Here is a 24,543-nt window from a genome sequence, read left to right on the forward strand (position 1 = left end):
GAAACACAGGAGCAGTATGAACTATCGTATTATTCCGGTTACCGCGTTCTCCCAGAATTGTTCACTCATCTGGTGCGAACAGACTAAACTGGCCGCGCTTGTTGATCCCGGCGGTGACGCTGAGAAGATCAAGCAGGAAGTCGCCGACAGCGGCGTGACGCTCATGCAGATTTTACTGACGCATGGTCACCTCGACCATGTGGGCGCAGCGGCTGAACTGGCTGAACACTACGGCGTGCCGATTGTCGGTCCGGAAAAAGAAGATGAGTTCTGGCTGCAGGGGTTACCTGCCCAAAGCCGCATGTTTGGCCTTGATGAGTGTCAGCCTCTGACGCCCGATCGCTGGCTGAATGAAGGAGAGCGCGTTAGCATAGGGAATGTGACTTTACAGGTGTTGCATTGTCCTGGGCATACGCCAGGCCATATCGTCTTCTTTGATGACCAGTCCCGTCTGCTGATCTCCGGCGATGTGATTTTCAAAGGTGGCGTAGGACGCAGCGATTTTCCGCGCGGCGATCACGGACAGCTGATTCAGTCGATTAAACAGAAGTTATTGCCGCTGGGTGATGATGTGACGTTTATCCCTGGGCACGGTCCGATGTCGACGCTGGGCTATGAACGGCTCCATAATCCGTTCCTTCAGGATGAAATGCCTGTCTGGTAACCCGCATAAAAAAAGCCTGCATAATGCAGGCTTTTTTATAGGCGCAAATTACAGTACGGCGACAATCGCTTCGCACAGCGGCGCCATGTTGTCAGGCGTCATGCCTGCAACGTTCACGCGGCCAGACGCCACGGCGTACACGCCGAACTCTTCACGCAGACGCAGAACCTGCTCTTTGGTCAGGCCGCTGAAAGAGAACATGCCGTTCTGTTTGATGATAAAGCTGAAGTCGCGATCCGCGCCTTTCTCCGCCAGGGTGTTCACAAACAGCAGGCGCATGCGCTGAATACGCTGACGCATATCGTTCAGCTCTTGTTCCCAGATGGCGCGCAGCGCATCGTTGCTCAGGATAGTCGCAACAACAGATGCACCGTGTGCCGGTGGGTTAGAGTAGTTAGCGCGGATAACGGATTTCATCTGACTGAACGCGCGATCGACGGTCTCATCGTTAGCCGCAACCAGCGTACAGGCACCTACACGCTCATTGTACAGACCAAAGTTCTTGGAATAGGAACTGGCAACGATCAGCTCCTGATGCACGGCAGCGAACGCGCGCAGGCCTTCAGCATCTTCTTCCAGACCACGGGCGAAGCCCTGGTAGGCAAAGTCAAACAGCGGCAGCCAGCCTTTCTCTACGGACAGCTTCGCCAGGTGTTCCCACTGCTCAAGCGTTGGATCGATACCGGTTGGGTTGTGGCAGCAGCCGTGGAACAGCACCACGTCACCCGCTTGCGCTTCGTTCAGGCTTGCCAGCAGGCCGTCAAAGTCCAGAGAGTGGTTTGCTGCGTCGTAGTAGGCGTATTCACGCACTTCCAGACCCGCAGAGTTAAACACGCTCTTGTGGTTCGGCCAGCTTGGATTGCTTACCCAGACACGCTTCACAGAGGTGTTTTTCGCAAGGAAATCCGCCGCCACGCGCAGCGCGCCGGTACCGCCCGGGGTCTGAGCTGTACGGGCACGTTTGTCACTCACAATTGCGCTGCCTTTACCGAACAGCAGCTCCTGGGTGCAGCGACCAAATTCAGGGATACCATCAATACCGAGGTAGTTTTTGGTGGTTTCGTTTTCCAGCAGATACTGCTCAGCTTTCTTAACGCTGGTCAGTACCGGAGTTTTGCCGGTTTCATCTTTATATACACCAATACCCAGGTTGATTTTGCCAGGGCGGTCGTCGGCACGAAACAGATCGGCCAGGCCCAGAATCGGGTCGGCAGGAGCGGCGGTAATGTTCTCAAACATGACGAAGTTCCATTGTGATTACAGAAGTGAAATCCGCTATCAGGTTAACGGTAGATTTACAAAATGCCAACCGTTTGCGACGAAAAGCGTGCGGCTTTTCAAAAGTCGCCATTATTTTCTGTCAGGCATAAAAAAACAGGGCCGAAGCCCTGTTCATTAAGCATATAACAAAGTGGTGTACTGATTAGAACTGGTAAACGAGACCCAGTGCTACGATGTCATCGTTGCTGAGACCCAGTTTGTTGTCATCTTTCAGCTGGTTGATCTGGTAGTCAACATAGGTGGACATGTTTTTGTTGAAGTAGTAAGTCGCGCCAATGTCGATGTAGTTGATGAAATCTTCATCACCAATGCCTTCTACGTCTTTCGCTTTAGATTTGTAGTAAGCGATGGATGGACGCAGACCGAAGTCGAACTGATACTGAGCGACAACAGAGAAGTCCTGAGATTTGTTAGCGAAACCGCTGCTGCCCAAACGTGCGGCGTTGTGCATTTCGCCGTACAGCGCTGCCAGGTAAATGTTGTTTGCGTCATACTTCAGGCCAGTTGCCCACTGCTCAGCTTTATCGCCTTTACCCCAGGCCAGAGTCTGCTGGTTGTTGGTACGGTCAGCTGCGCCGTAAGCACCTACAACGCCAAAGCCTTCGAAATCATAGCTGACTGAAGTTGCCCAGCCGTCACCGTTAGAACGTACTGCATCAGCACGGTCATTTTTGCCCAGGTACTGAACGCCAAAGTTCAGACCGTCAACCAGGCCGAAGAAGCCGCTGTTACGGTAAGTCGCCAGACCACCATTACGGCTGGAGAAGAAGTTATCGCTCTTGCCAGTGTCGCCACCGAACTCTGGCAGCATATCGGTGATGCCGATTGCATCATACACCAGGCCATAGTTACGACCGTAGTCGAAGGAGCCTGCATCACCGAATTTCAGACCTGCGAACGCCAGACGGGTTTTGTTACCGGTCTGAGCATCGGCGCCTTCAGAGTTGTTACCCTGGAAGTTGTATTCCCATTGACCATAACCGGTCAGCTGGTCGTTAATTTTTGTTTCGCCTTTGAAGCCCAGACGAGCATAGGTCTGGTCGCCATCGTTGCTGTCATCATCAGAGAAGTAATGCAGACCAACTGCTTTCCCGTAAAGATCCAGTTTATTAGCGTCTTTGTTATAGATTTCTGCAGCGTTCGCTGCACCGGCTACCAGCAGGGCAGGGATTACCACTGCCAGAATATTGCGCTTCATCATTATTTATTACCCTCATTGGTTTTTTTATGACACTCGCCACTGCCGTCAATAAATTCTGTCAATAAATATTTCCGGAACTATTGATGAGAGTTTGGTGTCTTTATGTATCTGACAGGCATCTTTCCATTCGCCGAAGCGTTTCGCTAGCCTGAAAGTGCTACAATTCTCAAGATTAGGTAACCAAAAGAAAATATGTGTAACTAAATATGTATTTTTGGGAACTTTGTGAACCACCTCAAACTTCAGAGCGCCCTGGCGAATTAAGCGACAGGACATATCCTATATATATGAATTCCTTATGATTAATTTGGATAAAGGCATTTCATATAAATAGACGCTAAACGACTCGTTTTTTCTTATGGCGCCGAAAAGCCTTCTGGACGGCTGTAAAGCTGATTGAAATTTGTGCTATCGCTTGAGAATGTAATAATCGCAATAAGAATGGGGGTTATTTTTTGTGGCTGGATATTTCGTGGAAATAAAACGTAACAACCAGGGATTGTGACGGGGTGATGGTTTAAAGAAGCTGACTTTGCGCTGACGAAAACTGACAATGCAGAATAAAATAATGGCCAGCATAAGCTGGCCATTTTAGTCTTTACTGATTAGAAGCTGGCGTTACGTGGTGTACGTGGGAACGGAATCACGTCACGAACGTTCTGCACACCGGTCACGTAGGCGATCAGACGCTCGAAGCCCAGACCAAAACCAGCGTGCGGTACGGTACCGTAACGACGCAGATCGCGGTACCAGCTGTAGTCCGCAGGGTTGAGACCCATCTCTTCCATACGCGCGTCCAGCACGTCAAGACGCTCTTCACGCTGTGAACCACCGATGATTTCACCGATGCCCGGCGCCAGGACGTCCATCGCCGCCACGGTTTTACCGTCTTCGTTAAGGCGCATATAGAAGGCCTTAATGTCTTTCGGATAGTTTTTAACGACAACCGGCGCTTTGAAATGATTCTCGGCCAGATAGCGCTCGTGCTCAGACGCCAGGTCTACGCCCCAGTAAACCGGGTTCTCGAACTTCTCACCGCATTTCTCGAGGATCGCCACCGCATCGGTGTAGTCCACCTGCGCAAAATCGGCAGAGACGAAGCGCTCCAGACGAGCTACTGCGTCGCTGTCTACGCGCTCGGCGAAGAATTTCATGTCGTCCGGACGCTCTTCCAGCACCGCTTTGAAGACATACTTCAGCATCGCTTCCGCCAGACCCGCGACATCGTCCAGGTTGGCGAACGCCACTTCAGGCTCCAGCATCCAGAATTCCGCCAGGTGACGGCTGGTGTTGGAGTTTTCGGCACGGAAGGTAGGGCCAAAGGTGTAGATTTTAGACAGCGCGCAGGCGTACGTTTCGCCGTTGAGCTGACCGGATACGGTCAGGAAGGCCTCTTTACCAAAGAAGTCTTTGTCATAGTCCACTTTACCTTCCGGGGTGCGCGGCAGGTTTTCGAGATCCAGCGTTGAGACGCGGAACATCTCACCGGCGCCTTCCGTATCGGACGCGGTGATCAGCGGGGTAGACACCCAGAAATAACCCTGCTCATCGAAGAAACGATGCAGCGCCTGCGCCAGCGTATGACGTACGCGAGCAACCGCACCAATCAGGTTGGTACGTGGACGCAGGTGCGCCACTTCACGCAGATACTCAATGCTGTGACGTTTAGCCGCCATCGGATAGGTATCCGGATCTTCAACCCAGCCGGTGACTTCAATGGCAGAAGCCTGAATTTCGAAACTCTGACCTTGACCCGGGGATGCCACGACCACGCCGGTGACAATAACGGAACAGCCCGTCGTCAGGTGCAGAACGTCATCATTGTAATTGGGCAGAGAATTATTAATGACGGCCTGTACAGGATCAAAGCAGGAACCGTCATAGACGGCAAGGAAGGAGATGCCAGCTTTAGAATCTCGGCGGGTACGCACCCATCCGCGCACGGTGACTTCCTGGTCAACGGCGACACGGCCCTGGAGTACGTCGGCTACAGGCACAACGCTCATAATATTCTCTCTGTTAATAGTCGGAAAAAATAAACACTTGTCCACCCTTATGGGGGGATATCTATGTTACCTGCCATCCGCTATCAGACAAGTAAATTTCGCAGTCAAAAGAGAAGAATTGAGAAATAAATAAGAAGAGGGGAGCCATGAAGGCTCCCTTAAGCGCTTAACTGGCTTTTTTGATCTGGGGAAGATCGAAGGCTTTGCGCAATGCGCGGACAAACGCCTTGTCATGGCAGATGGTTTTGCCCGGGCTGTCGGAGAGTTTCGCCACCGGCTTGCCGTTACATTCCACCAGCTTTATCACGATATTCAGAGGTTTTACCTGAGGAATGTCGCAGGTTAACCGGGTACCAATCCCAAAGCTCAGGTTCACTCTGGCGTTGAAATGGCGATAGAGTTCGACGGCTTTCGCCAGATCGAGGTTATCGGAGAAGACCAGCACCTTGCTCATCGGGTCAATGCCCAGTTTCTCGTAATGGGCAATGGCCTTCTCGCCCCACTCAATCGGATCCCCTGAATCGTGGCGTAGTCCCTGATAACGCTCCGCAAATTCAGGTCCAAAGTCGCGCAGGAAGGCATCCATCGTAATACAGTCGGTGAGGGCGATCCCGAGTTGATTCGGGTACTCCTCAAGCCATGCAGCCAGTGCCGCGCGCTGGCTGTTTGCCAGGTCAGGACTGATCTGCTGATGCGCCTGGAACCACTCGTGTGCCTGGGTACCCATTGGCGTCAGGTTGAGGCGACGGGCCAGATCGTAGTTACTGGTGCCCACGAACCATGGCTCCTGTTGCAGACGTTTAACGATGGCCTCCTGGACGTCGCGCGAAAAACGGCGACGGGTGCCAAAGTCCATCAGGCGGAAGCGGGACATGTCCAGCCCTGCGGTCAGCGTGGAGAAGTCAGCGAGCTTATTTTCCAGCGAGGCAACCGCCTGCGCTACGCCCGTTTCCGGTGAGCGATAGCGGTGAGCCAGTTCACTGATCACCGCCAGAAGCGGCACTTCCCACATGATCACTTCCCGCCACGGACCTTCAAGGCGAATATCCAGCTTGCCGTTATCGTTAACCACGGTGACCTGCTCCGGTCTATAGCGGAAATCGCGCAGCCAGTTCAGGTAGTCGGCTTTGAAGAAAGGCAGGCCAGAAAGCCACTGATATTCCTCGTCCTGCAGCGTCAGATGCTGCATAGCATTGACCTGTTCACGAATGGCGTCTGCGTAGATACCGAGCAAGTCGTCGCCACGGCAGCGGAATTCCGCCGCGACATGAACGTCATAGTAATGGTGGAAAACGGCTTGCTGCATATGCAGTTTATACGCGTCGGTATCCAGCAACGTATGCAGAACTGGAGAAGCGAATTGAGTCATAGGTGCGCAGTAGCATCCTCTCACAGGAGCGTTTAGTACAATAAACAACTCCGGAGTATACCTTGTTTAGTGATTTATTGAACCCCGATCACAACATAAGCGCGTTTTATGGTCGAGGGCATTTTGTGCCCCGTGTTATACAAATGTAGCAAAAAAAGGTGTTGACCCTGAAAAGATGAACATTCTGCATAGCGCGTTTTGCGCAACAGGAATATATTGAAACGTTACTCGACAAACGATGCATAAGGTTTTCTATGACACAACAGCCACAAGCCAAATACCGCCACGACTACCGTGCGCCGGATTATCTGATTAGCGAAATCGATCTGACTTTTGACCTGGATGCCACTAAAACCGTTGTCACGGCGGTGAGTCAGGTGACGCGCCACAGCGCAACTGCCGTGCCGCTGCGTCTGGATGGCGAAGACCTGACGCTGGTCTCCCTGCATATTAATGATGAAGCCTGGTCGGACTATAAAGAAGAAAACAACCAGCTGGTCATCGACAACCTGCCGGATCAGTTTACGCTGCGCATCGTGAATGAAATCAGCCCGGCCGCCAATACCGCGCTGGAAGGGCTGTACCAGTCTGGCGTGGCGCTGTGTACCCAGTGTGAAGCGGAAGGGTTCCGCCACATTACCTGGTATCTCGACCGCCCGGATGTCCTGGCGCGCTTCACCACCAAGATCATCGCCGATAAAACCCTGTATCCCTTCCTGCTCTCCAACGGCAACCGCGTAGGTGAAGGCGAGCTGGAGAATGGCCGTCACTGGGTTCAGTGGCAGGATCCGTTCCCAAAACCGTGCTACCTGTTTGCGCTGGTGGCGGGCGATTTCGACGTGCTGCGCGACACCTTCAAAACGCGCTCAGGCCGCGAGGTGGCGCTGGAGCTGTTTGTTGACCGTGGTAACCTGGACCGCGCGCCGTGGGCGATGACCTCGCTCATCAACTCCATGAAGTGGGACGAAGAGCGCTTCGGCCTCGAATATGACCTCGACATCTATATGATCGTCGCCGTTGATTTCTTCAACATGGGCGCAATGGAAAACAAAGGCCTGAACGTCTTTAACTCCAAATACGTGCTGGCGCGCACCGATACTGCCACCGATAAAGATTATCTCGATATCGAACGCGTCATCGGCCACGAATATTTCCACAACTGGACCGGTAACCGCGTCACCTGCCGCGACTGGTTCCAACTGAGCCTGAAAGAGGGCCTGACCGTCTTCCGTGACCAGGAGTTCAGCTCCGATCTGGGGTCACGCGCGGTGAACCGCATCAACAACGTGCGTACCATGCGCGGCCTGCAGTTTGCGGAAGATGCCAGCCCAATGGCGCATCCAATCCGCCCGGATAAAGTCATCGAAATGAACAACTTCTACACCCTGACGGTGTATGAGAAAGGCGCTGAAATTATCCGCATGATCCACACTCTGCTGGGTGAAGAGAACTTCCAGAAAGGGATGCAGCTCTACTTCGAGCGTCATGACGGCAGCGCGGCCACCTGCGACGATTTTGTGCAGGCAATGGAAGATGCCTCTAATGTCGATCTTTCCCACTTCCGCCGCTGGTACAGCCAGGCCGGTACGCCGATTGTTACCGTCAAAGACGATTACAATCCAGAAACCGAGCAGTACACCCTGACCATCAGCCAGCGCACGCCGCCGACGGCAGAGCAGGAAGAGAAATACCCGCTGCATATTCCGTTCAGCATTGAGCTGTACGATAACGAAGGCAAAGTGATCCCATTGCAGAAGGGCGGTCACCCGGTACACCACGTGCTGAACGTGACCCAGGCCGAGCAGACCTTTATCTTCGATAACGTCTACTTCCAGCCGGTGCCTGCGCTGCTGTGTGAATTCTCCGCGCCGGTGAAGCTGGAGTACAAGTGGAGCGATCAGCAACTGACGTTCCTAATGCGTCACGCGCGTAACGACTTCTCCCGCTGGGATGCCGCACAAAGCCTGCTGGCGACCTACATCAAGCTCAACGTAAACCGTCATCAGCAGGGCCAGCCGCTGTCGCTGCCTGTTCACGTAGCTGACGCGTTCCGCGCGGTCCTGCTGGATGAGAAAATTGACCCGGCGCTCGCCGCTGAAATTCTGACCCTGCCGACAGCAACGGAAATCGCGGAGTTGTTCGAGATTATCGATCCGATCGCGATCGTGGCGGTGCGTGAAGCGCTGACCCGTACGCTGGCTGCTGAGCTGGCGGACGAGTTCCTCGCCATTTATAACGCCAACAAGCTTGACGCTTATCACGTTGAGCACGCGGACATCGGTAAACGTTCTCTGCGCAACACCTGCCTGCGCTATCTGGCGTTTGGTGAAACCGAGCTGGCGAACACCCTGGTGAGCAAGCAGTATCACGAAGCGGATAACATGACCGACGCGCTGGCCGCGCTGGGCGCAAGCGTTGCCGCCGAACTACCATGCCGCGATGCGCTGATGCAGGAGTACGACGACAAGTGGCATCAGGATGGCCTGGTGATGGACAAGTGGTTCATCCTGCAGGCGACCAGCCCGGCGGCCGATGCGCTCAGCAACGTGCGCAGCCTGCTGAAGCATCGCTCCTTTACCCTGAGCAACCCAAACCGCGTGCGTTCGCTGATTGGCGCGTTTGCCAGCAGCAACCCGGCCGCGTTCCACGCCGAAGACGGCAGCGGTTATCAGTTCATGGTGGAAATGCTGACCGAGCTGAACAGCCGTAACCCGCAGGTGGCGTCGCGTCTGATTGAGCCGCTGATCCGTCTGAAACGCTACGATGCGAAGCGTCAGGCGAAGATGCGTGCCGCGCTTGAGCAGCTGAAAGGGCTGGAAAACCTGTCTGGCGATCTGTACGAGAAGATTGCTAAAGCCTTAGCGTGATGTAGAAAAAAAAGCCCGGTGGGCAGGTAAACGCAAAACGGCAACCTCGGTTGCCGTTTTTAGTGTTTCCTTCCTCTCCCCGTGGGAGAGGGCCGGAGTGAGGGTGTCAGACATTAGCCTTAACTCGCCGCAACTCCGTTTCCCCTCGCTTCATCACCCGATCCAATACCTCAGCCTCCAGCTCCGCCAGTCTTGCCGAACCCACGCGACGAGGCCGCGGAAGATCCACCGTCAGATCCAGACCGATTTTCCCTTCCTCTATTAACAGCACCCGGTCGGCCATTGCGACGGCTTCACTCACGTCATGCGTCACCAGCAGTACCGTAAAGCCGTGCGCCTGCCAGAGGGATTCAATCAAATCCTGCATTTCGATTCGCGTCAGGGCGTCGAGCGCGCCCAGCGGTTCATCGAGCAACAGCAGGCCCGGACGGTGAATTAACGCCCGCGCCAGCGCCACGCGCTGCTTCTGTCCACCCGAAAGGGCAGCAGGCCACTCATCGGCGCGATTTTCCAGCCCAACGGCGGCCAGCGCCTGGCGGGCTTCATCCCGCCAGCTGCCCTTAAGGCCGAGCCCGACATTATCGATAACCGTTTTCCACGGCAGCAGCCGCGCGTCCTGGAACATCATGCGGGTATCGTCCTGAATATTCGCAAGCGGCGTTGTCCCTGCCAGAATGTCGCCGCCGTTGGGGGCTTCCAGTCCGGCCAGCAGCCGTAGCAGCGTACTCTTGCCGCCGCCGCTGCGTCCGACAACGGCCACAAACTGTCCGGCGGGAATATGCAGATCCAGCCCGTTAAGAATGGTGTTTTCGCCGTAGCGTTTGGTGACGCCGTTCAGCAGTAACGGGGTCCCCTGATTCAGTCGTGCCGTATTCATGCTTTCGCCTCCTGAAGGGTATAGGCCGGGTTCCAGCGCAGCCAGCTGCGCTCCAGCCACTGGGCGCTGACGTCAGCGAGTTTGCCGAGCAGGGCATAAAGAATAATGGCAACCACCACCACGTCCGTTTGCAGGAATTCACGGGCGTTCATCGCCAGGTAGCCAATCCCGGAGTTAGCTGAGATGGTTTCCGCCACAATCAGCGTCAGCCACATCAGGCCGAGCGCAAAACGCACGCCGACCATAATGGAGGGCAGGGCGCCCGGCAGAATCACATGAATAAAGAGGGAAAAACCCGATAAGCCGTAGCTGCGCGCCATCTCCACCAGACCACGATCGATATTGCGGATGCCGTGCCAGGTATTGATGTAAATCGGGAAGAGCGTGCCCAGTGCCACGAGGAAGATCTTGGCACTCTCATCAATTCCAAACCACAAAATGACCAGCGGGATCAGCGCCAGATGCGGCACATTACGCAGCATCTGGATGGAGGTATCCAGCAGCCGTTCACCCCAGCGTGAAAGGCCGCTGATCAGGCCCAGGACCAGCCCGATACTGCCGCCGATGGAAAACCCGATCACGGCGCGCCAGGAGCTGATCGCCAGGTGCTGCCACAGTTCTCCGCTAACGCTCAGCGACCAGAACGCTTCTACAACGCCCTCCGGAGAGGGCAGAATGCGGCTCGACAGCCAGCCGGTAGACGATGCGAGCTGCCAGAGCGCCACAATGCCGACGGGTAAAAACCACGGTGCGGCGCGCAGCAGCCATTTTTGTGAGGTGGCAGACATGGTCACTCCTTAGCTCTGTGCGGCTTTGCGTGGAATGAATTCGTTCGCCACGGCTTCGCCCTGAAGCTGGAGCCGCTGCGGCTGTGGCACCTCCGGAATGGCGACATCCAGGTGCGGGAACAGCAGTTCGCCCACCTTGTACGCCTCTTCCAGATGCGGATAACCGGAGAGAATAAAGCTGTCGATGCCCAGTTCGGCGTATTCATTGATACGCGCGGCCACGGTCGGGCCATCGCCGACCAGCGCTGTGCCTGCACCGCCGCGCACCAGACCGACGCCCGCCCACAGGTTCGGGCTGATCTCCAGGTTCTCGCGCTTGCCGTTGTGCAGGGACGCCATCCGGTGCTGCCCGACGGAGTCGGTTTTGGCAAATGCGGCCTGGGCTCTGGCGATCGTTTCATCATCCAGATGGGAGATCAGGCGGTCCGCCGCCTGCCAGGCTTCTTCATTGGTCTCGCGCACAATCACATGCAGACGGATACCGAAGCGCACCTTGCGGCCATGGGCGGCCGCCTTCGCGCGAACCTGGGCAATTTTTTCTTTTACCAGTTCAGGCGGTTCGCCCCAGGTCAGATAGAGATCGACCTGCTCTGCTGCCAGATCCTGCGCCACATCCGACGACCCGCCAAAATAGAGCGGCGGGCGCGGCTGCTGCACCGGCGGAAAGTAGAGCTTCGCGTCGCGAACGTGAATATGCTTGCCTTCAAAGGTAACGGTTTCCCCTTCCAGCAGGCGTCGCCAGACGCGGGTGAACTCGGCGGAGGCCTCATAGCGTTCGGTGTGGTCGAGGAACACGCCGTCGCCCGCCAGCTCCTGCGGATCGCTGCCCGTCACCAGGTTAAACAAGGCGCGGCCGTTGGACAGTCGGTCCAGCGTTGCCGCCTGACGTGCCGCCACGGTAGGAGAGACCACGCTCGGGCGTAACGCGACCAGGAATTTCAGACGCTGGGTGACTGGGATCATCGACGCGGCGACCAGCCACGCATCTTCACATGACCGTCCGGTTGGGATCAGCACCCCGGTGAAACCGATTCGGTCTGCTGCCTGAGCAATCTGCTGCAGGTAGCCATGGTCAACCGGGCGTGAACCCTCTTCTGTGCCAAGATAGTGTCCATCACCGTGGGTGGGTAAAAACCAGAAAAGATTCAGACTCATGATTTAGCTCCTTCTTTGCCTGCGGGTTGCCAGATGCGTTCGCGAATAGTGACCTGTTTTGGAACCAGGTGGTTTTGATAGAAGAGGTCGGCCGTTTGCTGCTGAAGCGCGGCGACGTGCGCGTCAACGGGCGTAATGGTGGTCGGCGGACGGTGGTTGAGATAGCTCGCGATCACCGGCTCAGGTAAGCCCATGGTTTTCGCCAGCAGGGCAATGCTCTCCTGACGTTGGCTCTGAGTCAGGGCATCGGCCTGGGTAAAGGTATCCAGCACGCCCTGAATAAATGCGCCGTTCTTTTCCGCATAAGGGCGCGCGGCCAGATAGAACGAGCCGGTTTGCTTCAGCGTGGTACCGTCTTTCAGCACGCGAACGCCGCCCTGCAGCAATGCGGCGGAGTAGTACGGATCCCAGATGGCCCAGGCATCAACGTTCTTCTGCTGGAACGCGGCGCGCGCGTCGGCAGGCGTCAGGTAAACAGGCTGAATGTCAGTGAATTTGAGCCCGGCCTCTTGCAGGGCACGCAGCAACAGGTTGTGTGAGCTGGAACCTTTCTGGAATGCGACCTTATGGCCTTTGAGATCGGCGACGCTTTTGATATCGCTGTTTTCAGGCACCAGGATCACCTCGGCTTTCGGCTTGGGCGGCTCAACGCCTACATAGACGAGGTCCGCTCCCGCCGCCTGGGCAAATATCGGCGGAATATCGCCCGTGCTGCCGAGATCGATACTGCCCACGTTAAGGGCCTCCAGCATCTGCGGGCCGGCAGGGAACTCCACCCAGGAGAATTTGGTGTCCGGGAAGCGTTTTTCCAGAAGCTGGTGGCTTTTTGCCAGCACCATGCTGACGCTGCCTTTCTGATAGCCGATACGTAAGCTTTCCGGAGCCGTTTCTGCGGCATGGGCCAGCGAGGTAAATGCCATCAAACCTGCCAGTCCGATGCGGGTTAAGGTTTTAAACATGGGCGACTCCTTGAGGCTGACCAAACGCCGGGGCCTGGATATCCCGGCGATGCAGGGCATGCCAGAAGGTTTCCAGAGCGTTATCGAGGCGGGTTTGCAGGTTGGGCGTAAAGTGGGGTTTGTGCTGATAGTCGATAACCTGTGAGTCATCGGCGAAAACGCCGTGGAGGATCTCCTGCGCTTTCAGCGCGTTCAGCACCGGCTTCAGGGCGTAATCCACGGCCAGTAAATGGGCAACCGTACCGCCCGTTGCCAGCGGCAGCACCACCTTTCCGTCCAGCGCGCGTTCCGGAAGCAGATCGAGCAGGGTTTTCAGCGCCCCGGAAAAAGAGGCTTTATAAATGGGCGTTGCCACGATCAGGCCGTCCGCGCCGTTAAGTTGCTCAATGAGGGTTTTCAGGGCGGGGCTGTCGAAACGGGCGTAGAGCAAATCTTCAGGTTCGAAGTTATGCAGGTTCCAGTGGCACACTTCCACATCCAGAGCATTCAGTTTTTCACGGGCATATTCCAGCAGGGCGCTGGAGCGTGACGGGAATCGTGGACTTCCGGCCAGGGTAATGACGCGCATACTTCCTCCTTATAACTAATTGTTTGCTTTTATCTAACATTCATAACAATTTTAAGGAGTGTGACACCGCGCGTTTATTCCACTAAATGATTTATCTGCAATTAAAATGCGAAAAAGTGCATAAGAAACAGGCGGGGAGGTAAACGATTGCGTTTTGCGCTGATTTTTTGCCGCAGGTCAATTCCCTTTCGCGCCGGGATCGCCCATAATCCCCTCCCGGTTTGCACACCGGGAATCCAGGAGAGTTCATGTACTACCCCTTCGTTCGTAAAGCCCTTTTCCAGCTCGACCCTGAGCGCGCTCATGAATTGACATTCCAGCAATTACGTCGTATTACCGGAACGCCTCTGGCCGCGCTGGTGCGCCAGCATGTGCCGGTAAAACCTGTGCAGTGCATGGGGCTGACCTTTAAAAATCCGCTGGGTCTGGCGGCCGGTCTGGACAAAAACGGCGAGTGCATTGATGCCCTGGGCGCGATGGGCTTTGGCTCCATTGAAATCGGCACCGTTACCCCGCGCCCGCAGCCGGGAAATGACAAGCCGCGCCTGTTCCGACTGGTGGAAGCCGAAGGGCTGATCAACCGCATGGGCTTCAATAACCACGGTGTTGATCACCTCGTTGAGAACGTTAAAAAAGCCCACTTTGACGGCATTCTGGGCATCAATATCGGCAAAAATAAAGACACGCCGGTCGAGCAGGGTAAAGATGACTATCTGATTTGTATGGAAAAAGTCTACGCCTATGCCGGTTATATTGCGGTGAATATTTCTTCCCCCAATACCCCGGGGCTGCGATCCTTACAATATGGTGAGGCGCTGGACGATCTTCTGAGTGCCATTAAAAATAAACAAAATGAACTCCAGTCGATCCACCATAAATATGTTCCGGTCGCGGTTAAGATCGCGCCGGATCTTTCTGCCGAAGAATTGATCCAGGTTGCCGACAGTTTAGTTCGTCATAATATTGATGGTGTGATTGCGACCAATACCACCCTCGATCGCTCCCTCGTGCAGGGAATGAAAAACTGTGACGAAGCGGGTGGATTAAGCGGCCGTCCTGTGCAATTAAAAAGCACCGAAATTATTCGTGCTCTGTCTGCGGAATTAAATGGCCGTCTGCCGATTATTGGCGTCGGTGGCATTGACTCGGTGATTGCTGCGCGCGAGAAGATGGCAGCGGGTGCGTCACTGGTGCAAATCTATTCCGGCTTTATTTTTAAAGGGCCGCCGCTGATTAAAGAAATCGTTACGCATATCTAATCTTTTCTCCTAATCAGACAACCAGGGCTTTATTTCCAGCCCTGGTTGTTTTATATTCCGTCACTGTTGCTTATTTAGACATTATAGTCTTTTATTAATGGTGTTATAAACGAAGCGGCGATCAGGACATTTTTAGTACAGGACGTTTCGGGGACGGGAGAGAAACATGCGAATTAAACCTGACGATAACTGGCGCTGGTATTTTTGCGACGAGCATGACCGAATGATGCTCGACTTAGCCAATGGCATGTTGTTTCGCTCTCGTTTTGCCCGCCGAATGTTAACCCCGGACGCCTTTTCCCCGTCAGGCTTTTGCGTTGATGACGCTGCGCTGTATTTCTCCTTTGAGGAAAAATGTCGCGATCTGGTGCTCTCGAAAGAGCAGCGTGCCGAGCTGGTATTAAATGCGCTGGTGGCTATCCGTTTCCTGAAACCGCAAATGCCAAAGAGCTGGCATTTCCTGCCGCACGGCATGAACTGGACCCCGGCAACGGGTGATGCGGCCAGCGTCAATCTGAGCGATACCGCAGAAGAGGTGAGCCTGCTGGTGGTGGAGCCCGGCGAAAATGCCGCGCTCTGTTTGCTGGCCCAGCCCGGCGTGACGATTGCCGGGCGGACAATGCAGCTTGGGGATGCCATTAAGGTTATGAACGACAGGCTGAAGCCCCAGCTTCGCGTGGATGCCTTCAGCCTCGAGCAGGCGGTTTAAGCTTCCAGCTGTACGGACGTTTTCGGGACGCAGCTACAGCACAGAATTGTGCCGTCATTTCCAATTGCCGATTTTTTCAACGCACTCACTTCGCCATCCACCAGCCTGATGCGGCAGCATCCGCAAATTCCCGCGCGACAGGAATAGGGGATGCGGATCCCTGCTTGTTCCAGCTGCTCAAGCAATACCTGCTGGTTATTACCCCGGATCACGTTGCCCTGCCAGTGAATCTCTACCGCAGCGGCGACGTTTGTCTCAACGTCGACAAACTCCTCTTCCTGACCCGAGCCGTACACCCTTGCTGGCCCACGGGCGAGCACTTCTACCTCATCACCGACGCGGATCGCGCCGCTGGAGCGCGGGATCAGGTTCTGGCCGAAATCGACATCACCGTTATCCTGCGCGGTGCGGAATGACTGCAGCGTCTTCAACGGTTCGCCGGAAGGGTGCTTCTGGCCTTTCTCCGGGCTGACCGTCGTGAAAATGCAGCGGCTGCACGGCTTCACCACGTCAAAAATGACGCTGCCAATGCGGATCACTTTCCAGGTATCTTCGTCCCAGGCCTCTGCACCCGTCACCACCAGGTTCGGACGGAACTGTTCCATCTGAACGCTGGCTTTGCAGCGGCCTTGTAGATCACGCAGCGAGGCTTCGTTGGTCAGCAGGAACGGGAAGCCATCGGCGAAGGAGAGGGGAACGGCGTCGTGGCGCTTCACGCGACGCGTCAGTTCAGGCCCAACCCAGCGCAGCTGCACGTCACGGGAAAAGAAGCCGCTCAGCCAGCGGTTAATCTCATCCGGGGCGATGCGCGCGGTAAAATGGTTACCCCACACTTCCGTTGGCGCATCGACGGGCGCAAAATCAGCAAAGCGAATCACCGCGCTGGAACCGTCCGGCGCGGTAAGGTGCAAACCGTCGTGAAGCGGGGAAGGGGTAAAGCGAACCATCTGAGGGAACTGGCGTGCGGTAATGAACGTACCGTCAGGCTCGGTGACCATAAAAATACGATCGAAGGCAAATCCGCTCATGTCGGCCAGCGCGTGAGAGACGCCGATGCCGCGCATGGATTTCACCGGATGAATAAAAAGCCTGGATAACGTCGCCACTGCACACTCCCTCGAATGAAAATAAGCCTTCAACTTTATGACATACACGCCATATTAGCTATAATGCGCGACAATTTTCTAAGAGTAAAAGTGACGATATGAATTCTCTGTTTGCCAGTACGGCCCGTGGGCTGGAAGAGCTGTTAAAAACTGAACTGGAAAGCCTGGGCGCGCAAGAGTGCCAGGTGGTTCAGGGTGGTGTCCATTTTGAGGGCGACACGCGGCTTATTTACCAGAGCCTGATGTGGAGCCGCCTGGCGTCGCGCATCATGCTGCCGATGAAGGAGTGCAAGGTCTATAGCGACCTTGATCTCTATACCGGCGTACAGATGATCGACTGGACAGAGATCTTCACCCCGAATGCCACCTTTGCGGTGCATTTCAACGGCGTGAACGACGAGATCCGCAACAGCCAGTACGGTGCCCTGCGCGTAAAAGACGCCATTGTGGACTGCTTCACGCGTAAAAATAAGGAACGTCCCAACGTCGATCGTGAAAACCCCGATCTGCGTATTAACGTCTGGCTGAACGGCGACACGGCAAGCATCTCCCTCGATCTGAGCGGCGCGGGCCTGCACCTGCGCGGCTACCGCGATCGTACCGGCATGGCACCCATCAAAGAGACCCTGGCGGCCGCGATTGTGATGCGCTCCGGCTGGCAGCCGGGCACGCCGCTGCTCGACCCGATGTGCGGTTCCGGTACCCTGTTGATTGAAGCGGCCATGCTGGCCACCGACCGCGCGCCGGGACTGCACCGCGCCCAGTGGGGCTTCAAGGGCTGGGCGCAGCACGATGAAGCGCTCTGGAAAGAGGTCAAAGACGACGCGCAGACCCGCGCGCGGAAGGGGCTGGCGGAATATACCTCTCATTTCTACGGCTCCGATAGCGACCCTCGCGTCATTGAGCGTGCGCGCAGCAACGCCCGCCGTGCCGGTATCGGCGAGCTGGTCACCTTTGAAGTGAAAGACGTGGCGAACCTGACCAACCCGCTGCCAAAAGGCCCGTACGGTACCGTCATCAGCAACCCGCCATACGGCGAACGTCTCGATAGCGAACCGGCGCTGATTGCCCTGCACAGCCTGCTGGGCCGCAATATGAAGGACCACTTCGGCGGCTGGAACCTGTCTCTGTTCAGCGCCTCGCCGGAACTGCTGAGCTGCCTGCAGCTGCGCGCCGATCGCCAGTTTAAAGCGAAAAACGGCCCGCTGGACTGCGTGCAGAAAAACTACCATCTGGCGGAGAAGGCGGCCGACAGCAAGCCGTCCGGCGTGGCGGAAGATTACGCCAACCGCCTGCGCAAGAACCTGAAGAAATTTGAGAAGTGGGCGAAGCAGGAGGGCATTGAATGCTATCGACTGTACGATGCCGACCTGCCGGAGTACAACGTGGCGGTTGACCGCTACGCGGACTGGGTGGTGATTCAGGAATATGCGCCGCCGAAAACCATTGATGCACAAAAAGCGCGTCAGCGCATGCTGGACGTCATTGCCGCCACCATCGCCGTGCTGGGTATTGCGCCAAACAAGCTGGTGCTGAAAACGCGTGAACGTCAGAAAGGCAAAAATCAGTACCAGAAGATGGGCGAGAAGGGCGACTTTATCGAAGTGGGCGAATACAACGCGCGCCTGTGGGTCAACCTGACCGACTATCTGGATACCGGTCTGTTCCTCGACCACCGTATCGCTCGACGCATGCTGGGCCAGATGAGTAAAGGCAAGGACTTCCTGAATCTCTTCTCCTATACCGGCAGCGCCAGCGTGCATGCCGGTCTGGGCGGCGCGCGCAGCACCACCACGGTGGATATGTCCCGTACCTATCTGGAATGGGCGGAGCGCAACCTGCGTCTTAACGGCTTAACCGGACGTCAGCATCGCCTGATGCAGGCTGACGTGCTGGGCTGGCTGCGCGATACCGACGAGCAGTTTGATCTGATCTTTATCGATCCGCCGACCTTCTCCAACTCCAAGCGTATGGAAGATAGCTTTGATGTACAACGCGATCACTTGCGCCTGATGACCGACCTGAAGCGTCTGCTGCGCAAAGGCGGCACCATTATGTTCTCGAACAACAAACGCGGCTTCCGTATGGATCATGACGGCTTAGCAGCCCTGGGACTGAAAGCACAAGAAATCAGCCAAAAAACGCTGTCTCAGGACTTTGCCCGTAACCGTCAAATTCATAACTGCTGGTTGATTACCGCGGTCTGAAAGGAAAAATAAATGTCTTTAATTAGTATGCACGGCGCGTGGCTCTCCTTCAGCGACTCACCGCTTCTCGACAATGCAGAATTGCACATCGAAGATAACGAGCGCGTCTGTCTGGTGGGCCGTAACGGCGCGGGTAAATCCACGCTGATGAAAATCCTTAACCGTGAACAGGGGCTGGATGACGGGCGTATTGTTTACGAGCAGGATCTGATTGTCTCCCGCCTGCAGCAGGATCCACCGCGTCACGTGACCGGCAGCGTTTACGATTTCGTGGCGGAAGGGATCTCCGAGCAGGCTGAATACCTGAAGCGCTATCACGAGATTTCGCATCTGGTGATGACCGATCCGAGCGACAAAAACCTCAACGAACTGGCGAAAGTGCAGGAGATGCTCGATCACCACGGTCTGTGGCAGCTTGAAAACCGCATTAATGAAGTGCTGGCACAGCTCGGCCTGGAACCCGATATGGAGCTGTCGGCGCTCTCCGGCGGCTGGCTGCGTAAAGCGGCCCTGGGTCGCGCGCTGGTCAGCGGGCCGAAGGTGCTGCTGCTGGACGAACCGACCAACCACCTGGATATCGAAGCGATCGACTGGCTGGAAGGTTTCCTGAAAACCTTCAGCGGCACCATCATCTTTATCTCACACGACCGTTCGTTTATCCGCAATATGGCGACGCGCATTGTCGACCTCGACCGCGGCAAGCTGGTCACCTATCCCGGCGATTACGATACGTATCTACTGGAGAAAGAAGAAAACCTGCGCGTGGAAGAGCTGCAGAATGCCGAGTTCGACCGCAAGCTGGCGCAGGAAGAGGTCTGGATCCGCCAGGGCATCAAAGCCCGCCGTACCCGTAACGAAGGCCGCGTGCGCGCTCTGAAGGCGATGCGTCGCGAGCGCAGCGAACGCCGTGAAGTGATGGGCAGCGCCAAAATGCAGGTGGAAGAGGCGTCCCGTTCCGGCAAGATTGTTTTTGAAATGGAAAACGTCAACTATCAGGTTGACGGTAAAGTGCTGGTGAACGATTTCTCCGCGCAGGTCCAGCGCGGCGACAAAATCGCCCTGATTGGCCCGAACGGCTGCGGTAAAACCACGCTGCTGAAGCTGATGCTGGGCCAGCTGCAGGCCGACAGCGGACGCATTCACTGCGGGACCAAGCTGGAGGTCGCCTACTTCGACCAGCACCGCGCGGAACTGGATCCGGACCGCACGGTGATGGACAACCTCGCCGAAGGTAAGCAGGAAGTGATGGTGAACGGCAAGCCGCGCCACGTGCTGGGCTACCTGCAGGACTTCCTGTTCCATCCGAAACGCGCCATGACGCCGGTGCGCGCGCTGTCCGGCGGTGAGCGAAACCGCCTTCTGCTGGCGCGCCTGTTCCTGAAGCCAAGCAACCTGCTGATCCTCGATGAACCGACTAACGACCTGGATGTCGAAACGCTGGAATTACTCGAAGAGCTGATTGACGGCTATCAGGGCACCGTGATGCTGGTCAGCCACGATCGTCAGTTCGTTGATAACACCGTGACCGAGTGCTGGATCTTCGAAGGTGAAGGGCGAATTGGTCAATATGTCGGCGGTTATCACGATGCAAAAGGGCAACAGGCACAGTCGCTGGCGACGAAGCAGTCAAAGCCCAAAATAAGTGCTGAACCTGCTGTAACAAAAGCAGAAACTGTCAAGAAAACCTCGGCTAAACTAAGCTATAACCTGCAGCGCGAACTGGAGGGGCTACCGCAGCGTCTTGAAGAGCTGGAGGCCGCGCTTGAGGATCTGCAAACTCAGGTTGCTGATGCGTCATTCTTTACTCAATCGCATGACTATACTCAGAAAGTACTGTCAGAACTGTCCGCGGCTGAAAAAGCCCTGGAAGAAGCATTTGAGCGCTGGGAGTACCTTGAGTCTCTGAAAAACGGCGCATAAACAGGGATAACATATGTGTGACCAGCACCATGCCGACAGGCATATTTTATGCTCGCAATGCGATATGCTCGTGGCGTTGCCAGAGCTTGGTCACGGACATAAAGCCCTGTGTCCACGTTGCGGTGCGACGTTGACAACCGAGTGGGACGCGCCGCGGCAGCGTCCCACTGCTTACGCTCTGGCAGCCTTATTTATGCTGCTGCTCTCCAATCTCTTCCCCTTCATCTATATGAAGGTGGGGGGGATCACCAGCCAGGTGGATTTGCTTGAAATCCCGGGCGTGATGTTCTCGGAAGATTACGCCAGCCTGGGGACCTTTTTTCTCCTGTTTGTCCAGATAGTCCCGGCTTTTTGCCTGGTCGTCATCCTTTTGCTGGTGAACCGCGTCAGGATGCCGGCACCGCTGAAAATCCGACTGGCGCGTATTCTTTTTCAGCTCAAAAGCTGGGGGATGGCCGAGATCTTTCTGGCGGGGATTCTGGTCAGCTTCGTGAAGCTGATGGCGTACGGCGACGTGGGGATTGGCAGCAGCTTTATTCCCTGGTGTCTGTACTGCGTTCTGCAGCTGCGCGCCTTCCAGTGTGTGGACAGGCGTTGGGCGTGGGACGATATCGCGCCAGCGCCGACGCTTGCTCAGACGGTGAAGGTCGGGGTGCCCGGCATTCGCCAGGGGCTTCGCTCGTGTCCGTGCTGTACCGCCGTGCTGCCCGCCGATCTCGACGTCTGTCCGCGCTGCGAAACAAAGGGGCACGTACGCCGTAAAAATAGCCTGCAGTGGACGATGGCGCTGCTGGTCACGTCCGTCATGCTGTATCTGCCAGCCAATATTCTGCCAATCATGATCACCGATTTGCTCGGTGACAAAATGCCCTCGACGATCCTCGCCGGGGTGATACTGCTCTGGGGCGAAGGTTCCTATCCGGTCGCTGGCGTCATCTTTATCGCCAGTATTATGGTGCCCACCTTAAAAATGATCGCCATCGCCTGGCTCTGTTGGGATGCGAAAGGTCATGGGAAACGCGATAGCGAACGCATGCACCTGATTTATGAAGTGGTCGAGTTTGTCGGACGCTGGTCAATGATTGACGTGTTTGTCATCGCCGTTCTCTCTGCGCTGGTGCGGATGGGCGGTTTGATGAGTATTTATCCTGCGATGGGGGCTTTAATGTTTGCACTGGTCGTGATCATGACCATGTTTGCGGCCATGACCTTCGACCCTCGTTTATCGTGGGATCGTGAGCCTGAATCAAGCCATGAGGAAGAGTAAGAGCATGGAAAATAAGAGTGGAGAGGCGAAAGTGCAGAAGGTCAAAAACTGGTCTCCGGTGTGGATTTTTCCCATCGTGACTGCGCTGATCGGTGCCTGGATCCTGTTTTATCATTACAGTCATCAGGGACCGGAAGTGACGCTGATAACCACCAATGCCGAGGGGATTGAGGGCGGTAAAACGACCATCAAAAGCCGTAGCGTGGATGTGGGCGTGGTCGAAAGCGCAACCCTGACGGACGATTTAACCCATGTGGAGATTAAGGCGCGCCTTAATGCCGGCATGGAAAAACTGCTGCACGGCGATTCCGTTTTCTGGGTCGTTAAGCCGCAGGTGGGGCGTGAAGGGATCAGCGGCTTAGGGACGCTGCTTTCGGGCGCCTACATTGAGCTGCAGCCCGGCGCTAAGGGTAACCAGCCAGCTAAATACCAGCTCCTGGACTCACCGCCGCTTGCGCCGCCTGATGCCAAGGGTATCCGCGTGATCCTCGACAGTAAAAAAGCAGGTCAGCTCACGGCGGGCGACCCGGTTCTGTTCCGCGGCTACCGCGTCGGGTCGGTTGAGAAAAGCACGTTTGATCCACAGAAACGCGCGATCAGCTATCAGCTCTTCATCAATGCGCCAAACGATCGCCTGGTCACCAGCAATGTCCGTTTCTGGAAAGACAGCGGGATCGCGGTGGATCTGACCTCGGCAGGCATGCGCGTTGAAATGGGGTCGCTGACCACGCTGTTTGGCGGCGGCGTGAGTTTTGATGTGCCGGAGGGCCTTGATTTGGGCCAGCCGGTTGCAGAGAACACCGCTTTCCGTCTCTTTGACGATCAAAAAAGCATTCAGGATGCGCTCTATACCGATCACGTTGACTTCCTGATGTTCTTTAAAGACTCCGTTCGCGGCCTGCAGCCGGGGGCGCCTGTTGAGTTCCGCGGTATTCGCCTCGGTACGGTTGGGCAAGTGCCGTTCTTCGTCCCGGGTCTGAGCCAGATGCTGGATGATGACTATCGCATTCCGGTGCTGATCCGCATTGAGCCGGAGCGTCTGCTAAACCAGATTGGCGAAAATCAGGATATTGCAGCCCATATCTCTCAGTTGATGGAACGCGGTTTGCGCGGGTCGCTGAAAACCGGCAACCTGGTCACCGGTGCGCTGTATGTGGATATGGACTTCTACCCGAAAGCACCGCCGATTACCGGTATCCGTGAATTCGGTGGCTATAAGATCATCCCAACGGTGAGCAGCGGCCTGGCGCAGATCCAGCAGCGTCTGATGGAGACGCTGGATAAGATCAACAATCTGCCACTGAATCCGATGATTGAAGCGGCGACCGGGTCGTTACATCAGAGTCAGGAGACAATGCAGCGCCTGCAAACCACGCTGGATAACATCAACAAGATCACGGCGAGCCAGAGCATGCAGCAGCTGCCGCAGGACATGCAGAAAACGCTGCGTGAGCTGAACCGCAGTATGCAGGGCTTCCAGCCGGGCTCAGCAGCCTATAACAAGATGGTGGCAGATATGCAGCGTCTTGATCAGGTCCTGCGTGAACTGCAGCCTGTTCTGAAAACGCTCAACGAGAAGAGCAACGCGCTGGTGTTCGAAGCGAAAGATAAAAAGGATCCTGAGCCGAAGAGGGCAAAAGAATGAAAAAGTGGCTATTGATGGTTGGCGCTCTGCTGTTAACGGCGTGCAGTTCAGGGGTAGAGAATAAAAGCTACTATCAGCTGCCTGTGGCGACCCACAGCGGCGGGCAAAGCACGGCGAGTCAGGGAAACCGCCAGCTGTGGGTTGAGCAGGTTGCCGTGCCGGATTATCTGGCAGGAAACGGCGTGGTCTATCAGACCAGCGACGTTAAATATGTGATTGCGACCAACAACTTGTGGGCCAGTCCGCTGGATCAGCAACTGCGCAACACGCTGGTGGCCAATCTGGGTAGCCAGCTTCCGGGCTGGGTTGTCGCGTCGCAGCCGCTGGGTAACGATCAGGATACGCTGAACGTCACCGTAACGGGCTTCCACGGCCGCTATGACGGTGCAGTGGTGATCAGCGGGGAGTGGTTGCTGAATCATCAGGGGCAGCTGATTAAGCGTCCTTTCCATCTGGAGCTGAAGCAGCAGAAGGATGGCTATGACGAAATGGTGAAAGTCCTGGCTCAGGGTTGGGCGCAGGAGTCGGCCAGTATCGCGAGAGAGATTTCCCGGCTGCCATAAGTAAAATTCATCATCAAAAACCGCAATCGGTCTGTTGCTGATTGCGGTTTTTTTTCGTTTTCACTTCAGGTTGTTACTTGTGCCACGTCACAATTTTTGTACAAATGATCTTCCAGGTAGCTCACAAATATG

At 55.7% G+C, this 24,543-nt stretch carries 19 protein-coding genes; 9 read left to right on the forward strand and 10 right to left on the reverse strand.

Annotated features, from left to right (window positions below; translation table 11 throughout):
* The first annotated feature begins 16 nt into the window (after positions 1–16).
* Positions 17–664: an MBL fold metallo-hydrolase gene (locus V1572_RS10335; protein ID WP_008499950.1), complete on the forward strand. Its 648-nt coding sequence runs from the start codon at positions 17–19 to the stop codon at positions 662–664.
* Positions 665–712: 48 nt separating this feature from the next.
* Here V1572_RS10335 and aspC read toward each other — a convergent pair whose 3' ends face one another.
* The 4 genes from aspC to pncB form a co-directional block, all read right to left on the reverse strand.
* A complete protein-coding gene (aspC, locus tag V1572_RS10340) occupies positions 713–1,903 on the reverse strand; it encodes an aspartate transaminase (RefSeq protein WP_045908377.1) in 1,191 nt (396 codons plus the stop codon).
* A gap of 184 nt (positions 1,904–2,087) precedes the next feature.
* Positions 2,088–3,146, reverse strand: coding sequence for a porin OmpF (ompF, locus tag V1572_RS10345; protein WP_045908376.1), 1,059 nt, complete (start codon positions 3,144–3,146; stop codon positions 2,088–2,090).
* A 605-nt stretch (positions 3,147–3,751) separates the two neighbouring features.
* Positions 3,752–5,152: an asparagine--tRNA ligase gene (asnS, locus tag V1572_RS10350; protein WP_395299933.1), complete on the reverse strand. Its 1,401-nt coding sequence runs from the start codon at positions 5,150–5,152 to the stop codon at positions 3,752–3,754.
* A 166-nt stretch (positions 5,153–5,318) separates the two neighbouring features.
* Positions 5,319–6,521, reverse strand: coding sequence for a nicotinate phosphoribosyltransferase (gene pncB / locus V1572_RS10355; protein WP_048027215.1), 1,203 nt, complete (start codon positions 6,519–6,521; stop codon positions 5,319–5,321).
* A 254-nt stretch (positions 6,522–6,775) separates the two neighbouring features.
* Between pncB and pepN the strand changes: the two genes are divergently transcribed.
* Entirely contained in the window at positions 6,776–9,388 is a 2,613-nt protein-coding gene (gene pepN / locus V1572_RS10360; protein ID WP_048027217.1) for an aminopeptidase N, read from the forward strand.
* Between the two features lie 106 nt (positions 9,389–9,494).
* Here pepN and ssuB read toward each other — a convergent pair whose 3' ends face one another.
* Genes ssuB through ssuE form a run of 5 tightly spaced genes read right to left on the reverse strand, consistent with a single transcriptional unit; the run spans position 9,495 to position 13,735 of the window.
* A complete protein-coding gene (gene ssuB, locus V1572_RS10365; protein ID WP_045908373.1) occupies positions 9,495–10,265 on the reverse strand; it encodes an aliphatic sulfonates ABC transporter ATP-binding protein in 771 nt (256 codons plus the stop codon).
* Positions 10,262–11,053, reverse strand: coding sequence for an aliphatic sulfonate ABC transporter permease SsuC (gene ssuC / locus V1572_RS10370; protein ID WP_023311016.1), 792 nt, complete (start codon positions 11,051–11,053; stop codon positions 10,262–10,264). The genes ssuB and ssuC overlap by 4 nt, the downstream gene beginning before the upstream one ends.
* A gap of 9 nt (positions 11,054–11,062) precedes the next feature.
* Entirely contained in the window at positions 11,063–12,208 is a 1,146-nt protein-coding gene (gene ssuD, locus V1572_RS10375) for an FMNH2-dependent alkanesulfonate monooxygenase (protein ID WP_045908372.1), read from the reverse strand.
* Complete coding sequence (locus tag V1572_RS10380; RefSeq protein WP_196346081.1) at positions 12,205–13,167, reverse strand: sulfonate ABC transporter substrate-binding protein; 963 nt, start codon at positions 13,165–13,167, stop codon at positions 12,205–12,207. Before V1572_RS10380 ends, ssuD begins: the two co-directional genes overlap by 4 nt.
* The gene (gene ssuE, locus V1572_RS10385) at positions 13,160–13,735 is read right to left on the reverse strand and encodes an NADPH-dependent FMN reductase (protein ID WP_008499940.1); all 576 of its coding nucleotides are present in this window, start codon (positions 13,733–13,735) and stop codon (positions 13,160–13,162) included. Before ssuE ends, V1572_RS10380 begins: the two co-directional genes overlap by 8 nt.
* Positions 13,736–13,983: 248 nt before the next feature.
* Here ssuE and pyrD point away from each other — a divergent pair, with 248 nt between their 5' ends.
* Positions 13,984–14,994 (forward strand): quinone-dependent dihydroorotate dehydrogenase, encoded by a 1,011-nt coding sequence (gene pyrD / locus V1572_RS10390; RefSeq protein ID WP_023618346.1) that lies wholly within the window; start codon positions 13,984–13,986, stop codon positions 14,992–14,994.
* A 166-nt stretch (positions 14,995–15,160) separates the two neighbouring features.
* Positions 15,161–15,703, forward strand: coding sequence for a cell division protein ZapC (gene zapC / locus V1572_RS10395; protein WP_032651189.1), 543 nt, complete (start codon positions 15,161–15,163; stop codon positions 15,701–15,703).
* Here the strand turns inward: zapC and V1572_RS10400 are convergent.
* Positions 15,700–16,809 (reverse strand): YcbX family protein, encoded by a 1,110-nt coding sequence (locus V1572_RS10400; protein ID WP_045908369.1) that lies wholly within the window; start codon positions 16,807–16,809, stop codon positions 15,700–15,702. The two genes, zapC and V1572_RS10400, sit on opposite strands and share 4 nt — an antisense overlap.
* Positions 16,810–16,907: 98 nt before the next feature.
* Here V1572_RS10400 and rlmKL point away from each other — a divergent pair, with 98 nt between their 5' ends.
* From rlmKL to pqiC, 5 genes are read left to right on the forward strand one after another with little or no spacing between them, the layout of a single operon-like run.
* On the forward strand, positions 16,908–19,016 hold the full coding sequence (gene rlmKL / locus V1572_RS10405) for a bifunctional 23S rRNA (guanine(2069)-N(7))-methyltransferase RlmK/23S rRNA (guanine(2445)-N(2))-methyltransferase RlmL (protein ID WP_229225638.1): 2,109 nt from the start codon (positions 16,908–16,910) through the stop codon (positions 19,014–19,016).
* A 12-nt stretch (positions 19,017–19,028) separates the two neighbouring features.
* Entirely contained in the window at positions 19,029–20,936 is a 1,908-nt protein-coding gene (locus V1572_RS10410) for an ABC transporter ATP-binding protein (RefSeq protein ID WP_196364796.1), read from the forward strand.
* A 13-nt stretch (positions 20,937–20,949) separates the two neighbouring features.
* Complete coding sequence (gene pqiA / locus V1572_RS10415; protein WP_008499934.1) at positions 20,950–22,203, forward strand: membrane integrity-associated transporter subunit PqiA; 1,254 nt, start codon at positions 20,950–20,952, stop codon at positions 22,201–22,203.
* 4 nt (positions 22,204–22,207) lie between these two features.
* The gene (gene pqiB / locus V1572_RS10420) at positions 22,208–23,848 is read left to right on the forward strand and encodes an intermembrane transport protein PqiB (protein WP_024907768.1); all 1,641 of its coding nucleotides are present in this window, start codon (positions 22,208–22,210) and stop codon (positions 23,846–23,848) included.
* Entirely contained in the window at positions 23,845–24,411 is a 567-nt protein-coding gene (gene pqiC, locus V1572_RS10425; protein WP_045908366.1) for a membrane integrity-associated transporter subunit PqiC, read from the forward strand. Before pqiB ends, pqiC begins: the two co-directional genes overlap by 4 nt.
* Positions 24,412–24,543 lie beyond the last annotated feature (132 nt).

The sequence above is a fragment of the Enterobacter quasiroggenkampii genome, assembly GCF_043972695.1.
GTDB lineage: Bacteria > Pseudomonadota > Gammaproteobacteria > Enterobacterales > Enterobacteriaceae > Enterobacter > Enterobacter quasiroggenkampii.

What these genes read in the sequence shown, in the direction of transcription:
- pepN (WP_048027217.1), top strand. Translation starts at nt 6,776, where the DNA reads ATGACACAACAGCCACAAGCCAAATACCGCCACGACTACCGTGCGCCG.
- V1572_RS10380 (WP_196346081.1), bottom strand. Translation starts at nt 13,167, where the DNA reads ATGTTTAAAACCTTAACCCGCATCGGACTGGCAGGTTTGATGGCATTT.
- ssuC (WP_023311016.1), bottom strand. Translation starts at nt 11,053, where the DNA reads ATGTCTGCCACCTCACAAAAATGGCTGCTGCGCGCCGCACCGTGGTTT.
- ompF (WP_045908376.1), bottom strand. Translation starts at nt 3,146, where the DNA reads ATGATGAAGCGCAATATTCTGGCAGTGGTAATCCCTGCCCTGCTGGTA.
- ssuD (WP_045908372.1), bottom strand. Translation starts at nt 12,208, where the DNA reads ATGAGTCTGAATCTTTTCTGGTTTTTACCCACCCACGGTGATGGACAC.
- pqiA (WP_008499934.1), top strand. Translation starts at nt 20,950, where the DNA reads ATGTGTGACCAGCACCATGCCGACAGGCATATTTTATGCTCGCAATGC.
- pyrD (WP_023618346.1), top strand. Translation starts at nt 13,984, where the DNA reads ATGTACTACCCCTTCGTTCGTAAAGCCCTTTTCCAGCTCGACCCTGAG.
- pncB (WP_048027215.1), bottom strand. Translation starts at nt 6,521, where the DNA reads ATGACTCAATTCGCTTCTCCAGTTCTGCATACGTTGCTGGATACCGAC.
- aspC (WP_045908377.1), bottom strand. Translation starts at nt 1,903, where the DNA reads ATGTTTGAGAACATTACCGCCGCTCCTGCCGACCCGATTCTGGGCCTG.
- pqiB (WP_024907768.1), top strand. Translation starts at nt 22,208, where the DNA reads ATGGAAAATAAGAGTGGAGAGGCGAAAGTGCAGAAGGTCAAAAACTGG.
- V1572_RS10335 (WP_008499950.1), top strand. Translation starts at nt 17, where the DNA reads ATGAACTATCGTATTATTCCGGTTACCGCGTTCTCCCAGAATTGTTCA.
- zapC (WP_032651189.1), top strand. Translation starts at nt 15,161, where the DNA reads ATGCGAATTAAACCTGACGATAACTGGCGCTGGTATTTTTGCGACGAG.
- rlmKL (WP_229225638.1), top strand. Translation starts at nt 16,908, where the DNA reads ATGAATTCTCTGTTTGCCAGTACGGCCCGTGGGCTGGAAGAGCTGTTA.
- V1572_RS10410 (WP_196364796.1), top strand. Translation starts at nt 19,029, where the DNA reads ATGTCTTTAATTAGTATGCACGGCGCGTGGCTCTCCTTCAGCGACTCA.
- pqiC (WP_045908366.1), top strand. Translation starts at nt 23,845, where the DNA reads ATGAAAAAGTGGCTATTGATGGTTGGCGCTCTGCTGTTAACGGCGTGC.
- ssuE (WP_008499940.1), bottom strand. Translation starts at nt 13,735, where the DNA reads ATGCGCGTCATTACCCTGGCCGGAAGTCCACGATTCCCGTCACGCTCC.
- asnS (WP_395299933.1), bottom strand. Translation starts at nt 5,152, where the DNA reads ATGAGCGTTGTGCCTGTAGCCGACGTACTCCAGGGCCGTGTCGCCGTT.
- ssuB (WP_045908373.1), bottom strand. Translation starts at nt 10,265, where the DNA reads ATGAATACGGCACGACTGAATCAGGGGACCCCGTTACTGCTGAACGGC.